Raw genomic sequence first — 14990 nt, 5'->3', positions numbered from 1 at the left:
GAGCAGCGGAACATGACAGAGCGCCAGAAGGACCGGCCGTGGCTCATGCGGACGTACGCCGGTCATTCCACGGCGGAGGCGTCCAACGAGCTGTACCGGCGCAACCTCGCCAAGGGGCAGACCGGGCTCTCGGTCGCCTTCGACCTGCCCACGCAGACCGGCTACGACCCCGACCACATCCTCGCCCGCGGCGAGGTCGGCCGGGTCGGCGTGCCGGTCTCGCACCTCGGCGACATGCGACGGCTGTTCCAGGACATCCCCCTGGAGCAGATGAACACCTCGATGACGATCAACGCCACCGCCATGTGGCTCCTGGCGCTCTACCAGGTGGTCGCGGAGGAGCAGGGTGCGGACATCACCAAGCTCCAGGGGACGACGCAGAACGACATCGTCAAGGAGTACCTCTCGCGCGGGACGCACGTCTTCCCGCCGGGTCCCTCGCTGCGGCTGACCACCGACATGATCACGTACACGGTGGCCCACATCCCCAAGTGGAACCCCATCAACATCTGCAGCTACCACCTCCAGGAGGCGGGGGCCACACCGGTCCAGGAGATCGCGTACGCGATGTCCACCGCCATCGCGGTTCTCGATGCCGTACGCGACTCGGGGCAGGTTCCCGAGGAGAAGTTCGGGGACGTCGTGGCCCGTATCTCCTTCTTTGTGAACGCGGGTGTCCGCTTCATCGAGGAGATGTGCAAGATGCGGGCGTTCGGGCGGATCTGGGATCAGGTCACGCGCGAGCGGTACGGCATCGAGAACCCGAAACACCGCCGGTTCCGCTACGGCGTGCAGGTCAACTCCCTGGGCCTGACCGAGGCCCAGCCGGAGAACAACGTCCAGCGCATCGTTCTGGAGATGCTGGCCGTCACCCTCTCCAAGGACGCACGCGCGCGTGCCGTGCAGCTGCCGGCCTGGAACGAGGCGCTGGGCCTGCCCCGGCCCTGGGACCAGCAGTGGTCGCTGCGCATCCAGCAGGTCCTCGCGCACGAAAGCGACCTGCTGGAGTACGAGGACATCTTCGCGGGCTCGCACGTCGTCGAGGCCAAGGTCGAGGAGCTCGTCAAGGAGTCCCTGGCCGAGATGGAGCGGATCGAGGAGATGGGCGGCGCGATGGCCGCCGTCGAGTCCGGCTACCTCAAGTCGCAGCTCGTCTCCTCGCACGCCGAGCGCCGGGCGCGCATCGAGTCCGGCGAGGAGAAGATCGTCGGCGTGAACTCGTACGAGTCCACCGAGCCGAGCCCGCTCACCGCGGACCTGGACGCGGCGATCATGACGGTCGACCCGGCCGGCGAGGCCCGCACCGTGCAGGCCATCAAGGGCTGGCGCGACACCCGCTACCAGCCGCCGTTCAACCACCCGCGCCCCTGCAAGGCCCTGCAACGCCTCAAGGAGGTGGCCGCCGGGACGGGCAACCTCATGGAGGCCACCCTGGAGTGCGCACGCGCCGGTGTGACGACCGGGGAGTGGGCCGGGGCCCTGCGGGAGGTCTTCGGGGAGTTCCGGGCGCCCACGGGCGTCTCCAGCGCTCCGGTGGCCGTCGCGGCGGAGGAGGGCTCGCCGCTCGCCCTCGTCCGCGAGAAGGTCGCGCGCACCGCCGAGGACCTCGGCGGCGGCCGGCTCCGCTTCCTGGTCGGCAAGCCCGGCCTCGACGGGCACTCCAACGGCGCCGAGCAGATCGCCGTGCGCGCCAGGGACGCCGGCTTCGAAGTGGTCTACCAGGGCATCCGCCTCACGCCCGAGCAGATCGTCGACGCGGCGCTCGCGGAGGACGTGCACGCGGTGGGCCTGTCGATCCTCTCCGGCTCGCACGCACAGCTCGTGCCGGACGTACTGGAGCGGCTGCGCGAGGCCGGCGCCCCCGACATCCCCGTCATCGCCGGGGGCATCATCCCCAACAGCGACGCCGCGGACCTGAAGGCGGCGGGTGTGGCCGCCGTCTTCACCCCCAAGGACTTCGGCATCACCGAGATCATCGGCCGTATCGTCGACGAGATCCGGAAAGCGAACAAGCTCGACCCACTGGAGGTCCCCGCATGACCCAGCCCGTGAACCGTCTGCGTCCGCGCCGCTCCTGCCTCGCGGTACCGGGTTCGAACCCCCGCTTCCTGGAGAAGGCCCAGGGCCTCCCGGCCGACCAGGTCTTCCTCGACCTGGAGGACGCCTGCGCGCCGCTGGCCAAGCCGGAGGCCAGGCACACCATCGTCAAGTTCCTCAACGAGGGCGACTGGACGGGCAAGACGCGGGTCGTGCGCGTCAACGACTGGACCACCGAGTGGACCTACCGCGACGTCGTCACGGTCGTCGAGGGCGCGGGCCACAACCTCGACTGCATCATGCTGCCGAAGGTGCAGAGCGCCGAGCAGGTCGTCGCCCTCGACTACCTGCTGACGCAGATCGAGAAGACGATGGGCTTCGAGGTCGGCAAGATCGGCATCGAGGCGCAGATCGAGAACGCGCAGGGCCTGAACAACGTCAACGCGATCGCCGAGGCCTCCCCGCGCGTGGAGACCATCATCTTCGGCCCGGCCGACTTCATGGCCTCCATCAACATGAAGTCCCTGGTCGTCGGCGAGCAGCCGCCCGGCTACCCGGCCGACGCCTACCACTTCATCCTGATGAAGATCCTGATGGCCGCCCGCGCCAACAACCTCCAGGCGATCGACGGCCCCTACCTCCAGATCAAGAACGTCGACGGCTACCGCGAGGTCGCGAACCGCGCCGCCGCGCTCGGCTTCGACGGCAAGTGGGTCCTGCACCCGGGCCAGGTCGAGGCGGCCAACGAGGTCTTCTCGCCCTCCCAGGAGGACTTCGACCACGCCGAACTGATCCTGGACGCGTACGAGTACTACACGTCCGAGGCGGGCGGCAAGAAGGGCTCGGCGATGCTCGGCGACGAGATGATCGACGAGGCCAGCCGGAAGATGGCGCTGGTCATCTCCGGGAAGGGCCGTGCGGCAGGGATGACCCGCACGTCCAAGTTCGAGGCCCCGGAGGCGTAAGACACATGCAGTTCGGCCGCACCTACGAAGAGTTCGAAGTCGGCGCCGTGTACAAGCACTGGCCCGGGAAGACGGTCACCGAGTACGACGACCACCTCTTCTGTCTGCTCACCATGAACCACCACCCCCTCCACATGGACACCAACTATGCGGAGAAGACGACGGACTTCGGGAAGAACGTCGTCGTGGGCAACTACATCTACTCGCTGCTGCTCGGCATGTCCGTGCCGGACGTCTCCGGCAAGGCGATCGCCAACCTGGAGATCGAGTCGCTCAAGCACGTCGCGCCGACCTTCCACGGCGACACGATCTACGGCGAGACCACGGTCCTCGACAAGACCCCGTCGAAGTCCAAGTCGGACCGCGGGATCGTGTACGTGGAGACCAGGGGCTACAAGCAGGACGGCACGCTGGTCTGCGTGTTCCGCCGCAAGGTGATGGTGCCCACCGAGACGTACATCAAGGAGCGCGGCGGCGAGCAGCCCGGCCGGCCCGAGCCGCGGGACGTCCCGAAGAAGACCCAGCAGACGCAGGAGAAGCAGTCATGAGCCGACTCGCGCAGACCGCCGGTCTCACCGACGTCCAGCAGGAGATCCTGTCCACCGTCCGGGACTTCGTCGACAAGGAGATCATCCCGGTCGCGACCGGCCTGGAGCACCGCGACGAGTACCCCCAGCAGATCGTCGACGGCCTCAAGGAACTGGGCCTCTTCGGGCTCATGATCCCCGAGGAGTACGGGGGCCTGGGCGAGTCGCTGCTCACGTACGCGCTGTGCGTCGAGGAGATCGCGCGTGGCTGGATGTCGGTCTCCGGCATCATCAACACCCACTTCATCGTCGCCTACATGCTCAAGCAGCACGGCACGCAGGAGCAGAAGGAGACCTTCCTGCCGCGGATGGCGGCCGGCGAGGTGCGGGGCGCGTTCTCGATGTCGGAGCCGGGGCTCGGCTCCGACGTGTCGGCCATCACGTCCAAGGGCGTCAAGGACGGCGACGAGTACGTCCTCAACGGTCAGAAGATGTGGCTGACCAACGGCGGGACGTCGACTCTGGTGGCCGTTCTGTGCCGGAGTGACGAAGGACACCCCGACGGCACGGCGCCGCACAAGTCGATGACGACCTTCCTCGTGGAGAAGGAGCCCGGCTTCGGCGAGGTCCGCCCCGGACTCACCATCCCCGGCAAGATCGACAAGATGGGTTACAAGGGCGTCGACACGACCGAACTCATCATGGACGGACTGCGAATTCCGGCCAATCGCGTGCTCGGCGGGACCACCGGCCGAGGTTTTTACCAAATGATGGACGGAGTCGAAGTCGGTCGCGTCAATGTCGCGGCGCGTGGCTGCGGCGTCGCGCAGCGTGCATTTGAGCTCGGTGTCTCATATGCCCAGCAACGCCACACTTTCGGCAAGGCCATCGCCCAGCATCAGGCGATTCAGTTCAAGCTGGCCGAGATGGCTACCAAGGTCGAGGCCGCCCATGCGATGATGGTCAATGCAGCACGCAAAAAGGACTCCGGGGAACGAAACGACCTCGAAGCAGGGATGGCGAAGTACCTCGCCTCCGAGTACTGCAAGGAAGTAGTGGAGGATGCGTTCCGGATTCACGGCGGTTACGGCTTCTCGAAGGAGTACGAGATCGAGCGCCTCTACCGAGAGGCCCCGATGCTGCTGATCGGTGAAGGTACCGCCGAGATCCAGAAAATGATCATTGGCCGACGGCTACTCGAAGAGTATCGATTCCAGGGCTAGATGCCCGGTTTGGGGCACTTTCACCGAGAAGAAGATCACACCCTGTCAACACTCTTCGGCCGCCGACTCAGCTTCCTGGCTTGCCCAGTTGTGGCTCGCAACCGATAGCATCCGGAAAAAGCCGCCGTCCCCCGTTCACTGCGCGGCATCATCCGCTACGAAGGTCATCCATGCCCCACAGCCAAACCTCTGCACCACGCGACGGCATTCTTCAGGGACGCCTTGCTCGCGGAGCATCGCCGTGGCTCCTGCCGACCGTCGCAACCGCGGCACTCAGCCTCGCTCGCGCGCGCCGCTCCAAGGCCGCCGCCACCGTCGCCGTGCCTGCCACCGCTCTGGCGGCGGGCATGCTGTGGTTCTTCCGCGACCCCGAGCGCGAGATCGCTCAGGGCCGGGTCATCTCCCCCGCCGACGGCGTGGTGCAGAGCATCATGCCGTGGAAGGACGGGCGTACCCGCGTCGCCATCTTCATGAGCCCGTTGAACGTCCACGTCAACCGCGCGCCCCTGGCCGGCACCGTGACGTCCGTGGAGCACATCCCCGGCGGGTTCGTCCCGGCGTTCAACAAGGAGAGCGAGAACAACGAGCGCGTTGTCTGGCACTTCGACACCGAGCTCGGCGACATCGAGATGATCCAGATCGCGGGCGCGGTAGCGCGGCGCATCGTGCCGTACGTGCCGCAGGGCACGAAGGTGGAGCAGGGCGAGCGGATCGGCCTGATCCGTTTCGGCTCGCGCGTCGACATCTACCTCCCCGAGGGTGTCGAGGTGGACGTCGAGGTCGGTCAGAAGACCGTGGCTGGGGTGACTCGCATTGACCGTGGTTGATCCAGAGACACAGGCGGGCTGGGTGCCCGAGGCCGCGGAGGACGAGGCCGACGAGGAGATGCCTCTCTCACTGCGCCTCTCGATAGCGGACACCCTCACGCTCGGCAACGCCACGTGCGGCTTCATGGCGGTGTACTTCACCACCACGGGCATCCTCATCCCGCACCTCCAGGGCAGCAACGAGAGCGGCATGGCGCGGCACTCCGCCGCGACCGCCGTGATCCTGATGCTCTGCGCGGCCGTCTTCGACCTCTTCGACGGACTCGTGGCCCGCAAGCTGCGGTCCTCGCCGATGGGCGCGGAGCTGGACAACCTGTCGGACCTGATCAGCTTCGGTCTGGCGCCGGCGTACTTCGTCCTCGTCTACGGCATGGTCGCCGACGACGCCCACCAGCGGGTGGCGGCGGTCGGCGCGATCGTCGTGCTGCTGGCGGTGGTGCTGCGGCTTGCGCGGTTCAGTTGCGTGACCGTGAAGGACGGCACCTTCCAGGGCATGCCGTCGCCCTTCGGAGCGCTGACGGTCGTCTCGATCGTGCTTCTGGAGCTGCCCTTCGTGGCGACGCTCCTCGCGATCATCGGCACGGCCTGGCTCATGGTCAGCCGCGTCGAGTACCCGAAGCCGCGGGGCCCCCTCGCGGTGGCCATGCTCTCCTGGATCGTCGCGGCGATGGGGCTGCTCGCGGCCTGGGCGTTCGAGGCGCCGGGCGGCCAGCTGCTGCTCCAGACCGGCTGCGCGCTGCAGCTCGTCCTCGGTGCGGTGATCCCCCTCTTCGCCACGGCCCGGAGGGTGAACAACTTCCGCGACAACCGGCGCGAGGCGCGGGCCACGCAGTAGCCGTAGCGGCGCGATTGCCTGCGGCGCTCGAGCGCTGTGCAAGGGGGGCCTGAACCGGAAATGGTTCAGGCCCCCCTTCGCGTACCCTCTGTCGCCCTTCGGGCTCGTCCTCAAGCGCCGGACGGGCTGTAATTTCGCGCCGCGTCCGCCGCTGCCGGTCGGCGGACCACCTTCATGCCGCCCGTCGCCTTCTTGTCCGGCTGGAGGATGACGCTCTCCTTCGACGAGGGGGCCTTCGGGTCGGTGAAGTCCTGGGGTACGCCGAAGCCCGCGTCGAAGTCGTCGATCGTCAGGAGCGCCTTGTCCACGCCGTCGCGGGTGAGGTCCTTCGCGTCACACGCCTTCTTCAGGGCCTCGCCGAAGACGGACGCCGCCGTCCAGCCCGCCACGACGCCGTTGTCCAGGGTGTCGTCGGGGTGGGCCTTGCGGTAGTCGGCGACGAGCTTCTTCGCGGCGTCCGTGTCCGCGCCGATGGGCAGCGTGGGCGAGGCCACGTAGTAGTTCTTCGTCAGGGCCGGGCCCGACTGGGTGGCGAGGAGCTGCGGGGCGAACGCGGAGTTGTTGCCGATCACCGGGACGTCGAAGCGGCCGGCCGCCGCGACGCCGACCAGGGAGGCCGCCTGGCGCGGGCCCGCGCTGATCACGACGGCCTTGACGCCCGCCTTCTTCAGGGCGGAGACCTGCGCGGTCATGTCGTTGTCCGTCGGCTTGATCTTCTGTTCGACGACGGTGAGCCCCGCCTCTGCGGCCATGTGCTGCGAGCCCTTGAGGGCGCTCTCTCCGTAGTCGCCCTCGAAGTAGACGTGGCCGATCTTGTCGCCCTTCTCAAGGCCCTTCTCCTTCATGAGAAAGTCGATGGCATTGATCGTCTCCAGGTCGTACGTGGAGCCGATCACGCGCACGTACCGGCTGCCCAGCAGGTTCGACGACCAGGCCTGCGGCAGGACCAGGCCCTTGTTGCCGTCCACGCGCTGCTTCACCGCGGCGACGAACGGGGAGCCGATGAACTGGGCGAAGCCGAGCACCTTCGGCTCCAGCTCCGTGTAGGCGGCGACGGCCTTCTGCGGGTCGTAGCCGTGGTCGCGGACGGTGAGCTTCAGCTTGCGGCCGCAGATGCCGCCGTCGGCGTTGACCTGGTCGACGTAGAGCTGCTGGGCCTGGGTGACGCTCTTGCCGAGGGTGGCGTAGACGCCGGTCATGTCGGTGAGCACGCCGAGGTCGATGCTCTTGGCCGTCACACCGGTGCCGGTCCTCACCCCTCCCGCGCCCTCTCCCCCGCCGTCGTCGTCCTTCGCCTTCGAACTGCACGCGGTCAGCGCGAGCAGCGCGGCGAGGGCGGTGGTGGCCGCCGTGGCCCTGGTCAGTGTGTTCATGCTTCCTCCCCTGGAGTGCCTGGACGTGGCCTGCTGCGCCGGTCGGCGATCCTCGCCAGGCCGCCGGGCAGGAAGAGCACCACCGCCACGACGGCGGCGCCGTACAGATACCGGGACGCCTCGCCCGGTGAGACCCCGCCGGTGCCGGGCGCCGAGACGAGCGGCAGGGCCTCGCTGTACCGGCCGAGCAGCTGCGGCAGCAGGGAGACGAGGGCGGCGCCCGCCACCGCCCCGGCGACCGACCCGAGGCCCCCGATGACGATCATCGCGAGGTACTCCAAGGAGAGCGTCATGCCGAAGTAGTCGGGCACGGTGCGCTGGAAGACCAGGGCGAGCAGCACGCCGGCGAGGCCCGCGTACATCGACGACAGGACGAAGACCCCGGCGCGGTAGCGGGCCACCGGCACACCCATCACGCCGGCGGCCACCCGGTGGTCGCGGATGGCGTTCAGGGCGCGCCCCGGGCGGCCGCGCAGCACGCCGCGGGCGAAGAGAGCGCAGCCGAGGAGCAGCACGAGGCCCGCGTACCAGAGCTTCTCGGCGGAGCCGAACGGCACGGCGGCGATCACCGCCTCGCGCTCGTCGAAGGTGAGGCCGAAGAGGTCCAGGGGCGGCACGTCGCGCCCGTTGGAGCCGCCCGTGAGGTCGTGCGCGTTGAAGAGCACGTGCTGGCCGATGAAGATCAGGGCGAGCGTGGCGATGCCGAGGTAGGCGCCGTGCAGCCGGCCCGCGATGGGACTGAAGAGCCCGCCCGCGAGCCCGGCGAGGGCCACCGCCAGAGCCGCGGCGAGCCCGGTGGGCAGCGAGAGCCCGGTGAGGCCGTCGCCGCCGTCTCCGGCGAGCGCGCAGTAGCCGTACGCCCCGATGGCGAGGAAGAAGGCGTGCCCCATGGAGAGCTGGCCGGTCGCGCCGGTGAGCAGGTTGATGCCGATCGCGCCGATGGCGGCGGCCATCGCGAAGAGGCCGGCCTGGAGCCAGAAGCGGTCGAGGTAGAACGGCAGGGCGAGCAGCAGGACCGCACCGGCCGCCCAGAGGTACGGGCGGGGGCTGCGCAGGCGCCTGTCGCGAGTGCGGGTACGGGTACGGGTATGAGTGCCGGTAGCGGTGCTGGTACTGGTCTCAGACACGGGCGAGCTCCTTCGTGCCGAAGAGCCCGGCGGGCCGGATCAGCAGGATCGCGGTCATGACGAGATAGGGCGCGAGGTCGCCGAGGCCCCGGCCCAGGAAGGTCAGGTCGCTCTGGTAGCCGGTGGCGAGGGACTCCGTCACGCCCACCACGAGTCCGCCCACCAGGGCGCCGGTCGTCGAGTCGAGGCCGCCGAGTATCGCCGCCGGGAACGCCTTGAGCGCGGCCAGCGAGGTCGTCCGTTCCAGGCCCGGCGTGGGGAAGACCGTGAGGAAGAGCGCGGCGACGGCGGCGAGCGCACCCGCCACCGCCCACGCGCCGAGGGAGACCCTGCCGAGTCGCACGCCCATGAGCGCGGCCGTCTCGGGGCTCTCGGCGGCGGCCCGCATGGCCACGCCCCACGAGGTGTGGCGGAAGACGAGCAGGAAGACGGTGATGAGCAGGGCGGCGGCGACGAGCGCGGCGATGCGGGTGTGGGCCACGGAGACCGGTCCGAGGGTCAGCACGCCGTCGCCCCAGGGGTCGCCGAGCGGCAGCACGTCCGTGCCGAGGCGGCGGGTGAGCTCGGTGGTGAGCAGGATGTCGACGCCGATGGTGACGATGGCCAGCACGCTGTGGTCGCTCCCCCGGTACCGGCGCATGACGAGGAACTCGATGGCGGCGCCGACCACGGCCGCCCCCGCGATGCCGACGAGCAGCGCCGGCCAGAAGCCGAGGTCGTCGTGGAGCGAGGCGGTGATGTAGCCGCCGGCGAGGAGCAGGGAGGCGTGCGCGAAGTTCACCACCTCGGTCGCGCGGAAGATGACGACGAAGCCCAGGGCGATGAGGGCGTAGACGGATCCCAACGAGACTCCGTTGAGCAGGAGTTCGGCGAAGGTGGTCATGAGCGGGGCTCCCCGTCGCCGGTACGGTCGCCTTCGGCGGTGCGGTCACCGTCACCGGCGCGGTCACTCTCCCCCGTACCGTCACCGTGGCCCGCACGGTCGCCCTCCGCCGTGCCGTCGCCCTCCCCCGTACCGTCGCCCTCGCTCGCGCCGCCGCTCCCGCCGAGGTAGGCGCGGACGACCGCCGGGTCGTTCTGTACGTCGCCCGGGGCGCCGTCGGCGATCCGGCGTCCGAAGTCGAGTACGGTCACCGCGTCCGCGAGCCGCATCACCACCCCCATGTCGTGTTCCACCAGGACGATCGAGATGCCGAGGCTGTCGCGGACGCCCGCGATGACGGCCGCGGTGCGGCGCCGTTCGTCGGCGGTCATGCCGGCGACGGGCTCGTCGAGGAGCAGCAGCCGCGGCTCCATGCACAGGGCGCGGGCCAGCTCGGCGAGCTTCTGCTGCCCGTACGGCAAGGAGCCCGCGGGAAGGCCGAGTTGACGTTGCAGGCCGACGAACGCGGCGATCTCACGCACGCGTTCACGGTGGCGGCGCTCCTCGCGGGCGGCCGAGGGCAGTCGCAGTCCGGCGGCCACGAATCCGGTGCGGGTCAGCCGGTGGCGGCCGAGCAGCAGGCTGTCGGCGACGGTGGCGCGCGGCGGCAGGGCGAGGTTCTGGAAGATCCGGGCGACGCCCAGGCCCGCGATGCGGTGCGGTCGCATTCCGGTGAGCTCGTGGGCGCCGAAGCGGACGCTGCCGCTGGTGGCGCGGTAGACGCCGGACAGGACGTTGAAGCAGGTCGACTTGCCCGCGCCGTTCGGCCCGATGACCGCGTGCACGGTGCCGGGGCGGACGGTGAAGCTGACGGCGTCGAGGGCGGTGAGTCCGGCGAAGCGGACGGTCAGCTCGCGCACCTCCAGGGGCGGCACGTTCCGGGACGGCACACCCGAGGGCGGCACGTTCCGGGACGGCACCTCCGAGGGCGGCGCACCGGTCACTTCGGCAGGTTCCGGCCCCGTCACGGCGTGGCCTCCCATCGCGAGAGCACTGGCAGCGCGCCGGGGCCGCGGGAGGCGTCGGCCGCCGCGTCCTCGTCGACCACGCCCAGGTAGCGGCGGCGCACCTCGTCGGAGGCGGCGAGCTCGTCCGCGGGCCCCGCGAGGGCGACCTCGCCGACGTCGAGGACGTACGCGGTGGAGGCGAGCCGCAGCGCCAGGGCGGCGTTCTGCTCGACGAGGAGCACCGAGGTGCCCTGCGCGTTGATCTCACGGATGGTGTCGGCGATGCGCGCGGCCGTCAACGGCGCGAGTCCGAGGGAGGGTTCGTCGAGCAGGAGCAGGCGCGGGGAGGCCATCAGGGCCCGGCCCACCGCGAGCATCTGCTGCTCCCCGCCGGAGAGCAGCCCGGCGCGCTGCGTGCCGCGCTCGGCGAGGACGGGGAACAGGTCGTGGACGCGGCGCAGGGCCGCCGCCTTGACCGCGCGTGGGCCGGTGCCGCCGAGCGCGCCGGCCCGCAGGTTGTCGGTGACGGTCATCCGGGCGAACACCCGCCTGCCCTCGGGCACTTGTGAGATCCCGGCGGCCACCACGCGGTCCGGCGCGAGCCCGTCGGTGCGCCGCCCGCCGAAGTGGATGTCGCCGGACGTGAGGGCTCCGCCGTGGAAGCCGAGGGTGCGTGAGATGGCGCGCAGCAGCGTCGACTTGCCCGCGCCGTTGCCGCCGAGCACGGCCACGACGGCGCCGTCGGGCAGGTCGAGCGAGACCCGGCGCAGGGCCCGTACGGGTCCGTATCCGACCGACACGTCGCGCACGACGAGCCTTCCGCCGCGCCGGCCGGGTCCGGCCCGGTCCGCGCGCTTCCCTGTGGACCCGCCCACGTGCCGACCCCCTTGTCCCGCACGGCCCTTCGCCGTCGCGTGGCGCTCACCCCAGCACCGCGCGGGGCGGCCCGTCCACGGGCCGCGGGTGAAACGCTGCGGGAGACCAGCGGGGGCGGCCCGCGGTTGTGCACCCGCACAACACCGCGTGTCAGGGGCCTGCCGGAGCGGGCCGACCGATGGCATTCTCCGCACCAGCGCTGATCTGACGCCGTCGTCGACGGCAGGCCGGCAACACCCTCTCGACGTCCCCGAGACGTCCCGGAGCGCGGCGACGGAGGCAACGATGACCGGTCCCACCGGCGGACGCAGGCCGCGGAACGGACACGACTGGAAGCTCCTCAGGGAAGCGTGCACGGCACTGCTCCCCCGGCTGCCCGAGCTGGTCGACGAACATCTGCGCCAGCTCGGCGAGCACTCGTCGGTGTACGGGCGGGTGCTGCCGCACGACGTGCAGTGGGGGGAGGCCGAGGAGGCCATGCGAATCGGCATCGAGGCGATCTCGGCGCCGCGGGCGTCGCCGCGCCGCGACCTGGAGTACGCGGAGGAGGCGGGCCGCCGCCGCGCCCAACAGGGCCTGCCCCTCGACCTGTTGGTGCACTCGTACCGCAACGCCGGCTATCTCGTGTGGGATGCGCTACTGGAGGGCGCGGCGGGCCGGGAGCCCGAGAAACTGGCCGTCCTGATGCGGTCGGCGACGATGGTGTGGTCGGCGGTGGACGCCCAGGCCGCGGTGGCCTCCGACGCCTACCGCGCGACCGAGCTGGAACTGCGGCGGCGCACCGACGAACAGTTGCAGGCGCTGCTCGACGCGCTGCTCGAGGGCAGGTCGGCGCCGGGGCTCGCGGCGCGCGCGGCGGCCGGTCTCGACCTGCCCGAGCACGGGCCGTACGCGGTGGTGGTGCTCCGGGTCGAGCGGCGTGACGGGCGCGAGGCCTTCCACCGGCAGATCCAGCGGGCCGGGTACCGCTTCGTCTGGCGGATGCGGACGGACTGCGAGGTCGGCGTGGTCGCGCTCGCCCCGGCGGGACAGGGCGTCGAGGGGGACGCGGGGGCGGGCGGCGGTCTCGACGGGCTGGCGCGGCTCCTCGAGGGCCACTGTCCCGGCCCCGGCGGGATCAGCCCCGTGGTGGGCGGCCTCGCCGAGCTGGGGCACGCCCGGCGGCTCGCGGAGCTCGCGCTGCGCACCTGCCCGCCGGACGCGACCGGCATCGTACGCCTTGACCGGCGGATGCCGACGGCCCTGGTGGTGAGCCAGCCGGAGCTCGCGGAGCGGCTGGTGACGGACGTGCTCGGCGAGGTGCTCGCACTCGAACCGGCGGACCGTGCCGTGCTGTTGGAGACGCTGGACGCCTGGCTGGCCTGCGAGGGGTCGGCGGGGCGTGCGGCCGGGCGGCTGTACTGCCACCGCAACACGGTCTTCAACCGGCTGCGCCGGCTGGAGCAGTTGACCTCCCGCTCGCTCGCGCGGCCGCGGGATCTGGTGGAGGTGGCGCTCGCGGTGGAGGCGCACCGGCTCTCGCACCGGGCCCGCCCGGTGTGAAGGGGCTGGCCCGGTGCGAAGGGGCGGCCCGGTGTGCAGGGGCTGGCCCGGTGCGGCGGTTCAGGTGCTGATCAGGTCCTGGAAGGCGCTCGCCGACTCGGCCGTCGACCGGCCGAAGGGCGCGTCGAAGTTCCAGACGAGGAAGAGCAGGAAGGCGATCAGGGCACTGAAGGTGCCCGCCAGCAGCATCTCCCGCGCGGAGCGTCTGATCTGCAGCGTGAAGATCAGGCCGACCGTGACGAGCGCCCCGCTGACCAGACCGAACCAGACCACTCCGGGGAGGGTCTCCTCGGCGTTGTCCGCGCGGGCCCGGCGCGCCTCGTCGGCGGCGGCGACCTGGTCGAGGAGCGGCTGGTAGGTCTGCGCCTCCAGGTCGTTCGCGGGCGGGCGCTCGGCGATGTCCCGGCGCAGGGTGTCGAGGAGTTGGCCCCCACGGTGGGTGAGTTCGTGGTCCTCGATCATGCGCGGCCACTCGACACTGGTCACGTGCTCCCCGTACCGGCGCACGTCCTGCTGGACGCGTTCGCGCACGTCCGCCGGGTAGACCTGGACGCGCCGGGTGATCTCGTGCAGGGCCTGGGCCTCGTCGCGGGTGCCGTCCTGGGCGGCGCCGCGGGCCTCCCACACGCCGGCGATGGCGAGACCGAGGACGATCGCGTAGACGACGCCGACCATCATCACCATGTATTCGAGGACGTCGGGCGTCTGGCTGGTGTCGTCGTCGTCCGGGACCCGGCGGTGTCTGAGCACGGTCACGGTCAGCACGACCGCGCAGGCCAGCACCATGGCCAGACCGAGTACGAACCATTCCGTCACGAGGGGCCTCCGGAGGGCGGGTTGGGGCGGGATCGGGCGCCGGACGCGGCGGAGCGCGAGCGTGGGCGCAGCAGTGCGGCGGCGAGGACCGCGGGGGTGGTGACGACCATCGTCGTGGTGACCATCGAGCGCCCGCCCACCCGCTCGCGCTCCCCGGCCGGGTGGTAGCCGGGCGGCCCGAAGGACGGCGGGGGCGGCGGGGCGGGCCGCGACCGCGCGCGGCGCGGTGCGGTCTCCAGGCGTACGGGAACGACGAGCTCCCGCACGCGTGGCGCGGCCCGCGCCGGTGGCTCGGCGGGAGGCGTGGTGGGGGTGGGGGCCCGAGCGGGTGGGGGTGCGGGAGGAGCGGCCGGGCGGGGCGCTCCGGAGGCCGGTGTGGGGGTGGGCGTGGGGGTGGGCGTGGGGGCCGGCTGCGCGCCGGGGGTACGGGTCGGTGCGGGCGCCGGCCGCGGCGCGCCGTCGTCCTCGGCGGGCGGCAGATCCGGACGGCAGATCTCCAGCCGCTCCGCCAGGACCACGCCGAGCGCCTCGACCCGCGCGTCGACGGACAGCGCGCCCACCGGGCAGAGGGTCGCGACGATGCCGATACCGCCCCCGAGCTGCACCCACCCGGTCAAGATCGAGTCCTCTTCACGTACTGAAGAAACGATCACGTCCCCGGTACGACACGGGGGCGCGTGCGCCGGCCGACGGCCCCGGACGGAAGGGCCCGCGGACGTGGCCCGCACGCCGGGGGGGCGGGAAGCGAGAGCCGTCCCCCGGCCCCGGGATGCGAGGGCAAGAAACCCCGAAGTGCCGGGGCGAGGCGGACCCCGGCGAGAGCAGGCCGCAACCGGGGCGAGCCCGGCCGTGACGAACCCTGACCCGGGACGAACCCCGGCCAAGCCGAACCGTCGGCCGAAGCGAGCCCCGGCCGAGAGCGGCCGACAGCCGGGACGAACCCCGGCGAAGGTGAAGAGGAGCCTCGGCCAGC

At 71.2% G+C, this 14990-nt stretch carries 14 protein-coding genes and 1 pseudogene; 7 read left to right on the top strand and 8 right to left on the bottom strand.

Features of this window, described 5'->3' with window-relative positions; all coding sequences use genetic code 11:
- Positions 1 to 12: 12 nt before the first annotated feature.
- The 6 genes from ACZ6B8_RS10235 (at position 13) to pssA (ending at position 6414) form a co-directional block, all read left to right on the top strand.
- On the top strand, positions 13 to 2040 hold the full coding sequence (locus ACZ6B8_RS10235; protein ID WP_471090515.1) for a protein meaA: 2028 nt from the start codon (positions 13 to 15) through the stop codon (positions 2038 to 2040).
- Complete coding sequence (locus ACZ6B8_RS10230; protein WP_471090514.1) at positions 2037 to 3002, top strand: HpcH/HpaI aldolase/citrate lyase family protein; 966 nt, start codon at positions 2037 to 2039, stop codon at positions 3000 to 3002. Before ACZ6B8_RS10235 ends, ACZ6B8_RS10230 begins: the two co-directional genes overlap by 4 nt.
- Before the next feature lie 5 nt (positions 3003 to 3007).
- Positions 3008 to 3550 carry a MaoC family dehydratase gene (locus ACZ6B8_RS10225; RefSeq protein WP_471090512.1) on the top strand — a complete coding sequence of 181 codons (543 nt, stop codon included), beginning with the start codon at positions 3008 to 3010 and terminating at the stop codon, positions 3548 to 3550.
- Positions 3547 to 4752, top strand: coding sequence for an acyl-CoA dehydrogenase family protein (locus tag ACZ6B8_RS10220; protein ID WP_471606905.1), 1206 nt, complete (start codon positions 3547 to 3549; stop codon positions 4750 to 4752). Before ACZ6B8_RS10225 ends, ACZ6B8_RS10220 begins: the two co-directional genes overlap by 4 nt.
- Positions 4753 to 4922: 170 nt before the next feature.
- Positions 4923 to 5579: a phosphatidylserine decarboxylase gene (locus ACZ6B8_RS10215; protein ID WP_471090508.1), complete on the top strand. Its 657-nt coding sequence runs from the start codon at positions 4923 to 4925 to the stop codon at positions 5577 to 5579.
- Positions 5566 to 6414 (top strand): CDP-diacylglycerol--serine O-phosphatidyltransferase, encoded by an 849-nt coding sequence (pssA, locus tag ACZ6B8_RS10210; protein WP_471090506.1) that lies wholly within the window; start codon positions 5566 to 5568, stop codon positions 6412 to 6414. The genes ACZ6B8_RS10215 and pssA overlap by 14 nt, the downstream gene beginning before the upstream one ends.
- Before the next feature lie 110 nt (positions 6415 to 6524).
- On the opposite strand, the gene ACZ6B8_RS10205 is transcribed toward pssA, so the two are convergent.
- The 6 genes and pseudogenes from ACZ6B8_RS10205 to ACZ6B8_RS10180 all read right to left on the bottom strand — a co-directional run bounded on the left by ACZ6B8_RS10205 (position 6525) and on the right by ACZ6B8_RS10180 (position 11592).
- A complete protein-coding gene (locus ACZ6B8_RS10205) occupies positions 6525 to 7787 on the bottom strand; it encodes an ABC transporter substrate-binding protein (protein WP_471606904.1) in 1263 nt (420 codons plus the stop codon).
- Positions 7784 to 8842, bottom strand: coding sequence for a branched-chain amino acid ABC transporter permease (locus ACZ6B8_RS10200; protein WP_471607187.1), 1059 nt, complete (start codon positions 8840 to 8842; stop codon positions 7784 to 7786). The genes ACZ6B8_RS10205 and ACZ6B8_RS10200 overlap by 4 nt, the downstream gene beginning before the upstream one ends.
- Positions 8843 to 8906: 64 nt before the next feature.
- Positions 8907 to 9797, bottom strand: a complete 891-nt coding sequence (locus tag ACZ6B8_RS10195; protein ID WP_471090502.1) for a branched-chain amino acid ABC transporter permease — start codon at positions 9795 to 9797, stop codon at positions 8907 to 8909.
- Entirely contained in the window at positions 9794 to 10066 is a 273-nt protein-coding gene (locus ACZ6B8_RS10190) for an ABC transporter ATP-binding protein C-terminal domain-containing protein (protein WP_471607186.1), read from the bottom strand. The genes ACZ6B8_RS10195 and ACZ6B8_RS10190 overlap by 4 nt, the downstream gene beginning before the upstream one ends.
- Positions 10067 to 10183: 117 nt before the next feature.
- A pseudogene (locus tag ACZ6B8_RS10185) lies at positions 10184 to 10696 on the bottom strand (ABC transporter ATP-binding protein); the annotation flags it as partial.
- Positions 10697 to 10800: 104 nt separating this feature from the next.
- Positions 10801 to 11592: an ABC transporter ATP-binding protein gene (locus tag ACZ6B8_RS10180; protein ID WP_471606903.1), complete on the bottom strand. Its 792-nt coding sequence runs from the start codon at positions 11590 to 11592 to the stop codon at positions 10801 to 10803.
- 352 nt (positions 11593 to 11944) lie between these two features.
- Between ACZ6B8_RS10180 and ACZ6B8_RS10175 the strand changes: the two genes are divergently transcribed.
- Complete coding sequence (locus tag ACZ6B8_RS10175) at positions 11945 to 13201, top strand: PucR family transcriptional regulator (RefSeq protein ID WP_471606902.1); 1257 nt, start codon at positions 11945 to 11947, stop codon at positions 13199 to 13201.
- A gap of 60 nt (positions 13202 to 13261) precedes the next feature.
- Here the strand turns inward: ACZ6B8_RS10175 and ACZ6B8_RS10170 are convergent, their stop codons facing one another.
- Together ACZ6B8_RS10170 and ACZ6B8_RS10165 are read right to left on the bottom strand one after the other, a co-directional pair.
- On the bottom strand, positions 13262 to 14017 hold the full coding sequence (locus tag ACZ6B8_RS10170; protein ID WP_471090498.1) for a bestrophin-like domain: 756 nt from the start codon (positions 14015 to 14017) through the stop codon (positions 13262 to 13264).
- Entirely contained in the window at positions 14014 to 14634 is a 621-nt protein-coding gene (locus ACZ6B8_RS10165; RefSeq protein ID WP_471606901.1) for a hypothetical protein, read from the bottom strand. Before ACZ6B8_RS10165 ends, ACZ6B8_RS10170 begins: the two co-directional genes overlap by 4 nt.
- Positions 14635 to 14990 lie beyond the last annotated feature (356 nt).

This window comes from Streptomyces sp. NPDC041122, assembly GCF_055592445.1.
This window is presented reverse-complemented; position numbering and strand designations above follow the sequence as displayed.

Coding starts and splice junctions, on each gene's coding strand:
- ACZ6B8_RS10235 (WP_471090515.1), top strand. CDS start 13: ATGACAGAGCGCCAGAAGGACCGGCCGTGGCTCATGCGGACGTACGCC.
- ACZ6B8_RS10230 (WP_471090514.1), top strand. CDS start 2,037: ATGACCCAGCCCGTGAACCGTCTGCGTCCGCGCCGCTCCTGCCTCGCG.
- ACZ6B8_RS10225 (WP_471090512.1), top strand. CDS start 3,008: ATGCAGTTCGGCCGCACCTACGAAGAGTTCGAAGTCGGCGCCGTGTAC.
- ACZ6B8_RS10220 (WP_471606905.1), top strand. CDS start 3,547: ATGAGCCGACTCGCGCAGACCGCCGGTCTCACCGACGTCCAGCAGGAG.
- ACZ6B8_RS10215 (WP_471090508.1), top strand. CDS start 4,923: ATGCCCCACAGCCAAACCTCTGCACCACGCGACGGCATTCTTCAGGGA.
- ACZ6B8_RS10205 (WP_471606904.1), bottom strand. CDS start 7,787: ATGAACACACTGACCAGGGCCACGGCGGCCACCACCGCCCTCGCCGCG.
- ACZ6B8_RS10195 (WP_471090502.1), bottom strand. CDS start 9,797: ATGACCACCTTCGCCGAACTCCTGCTCAACGGAGTCTCGTTGGGATCC.
- ACZ6B8_RS10190 (WP_471607186.1), bottom strand. CDS start 10,066: ATGCGGCTCGCGGACGCGGTGACCGTACTCGACTTCGGACGCCGGATC.
- ACZ6B8_RS10175 (WP_471606902.1), top strand. CDS start 11,945: ATGACCGGTCCCACCGGCGGACGCAGGCCGCGGAACGGACACGACTGG.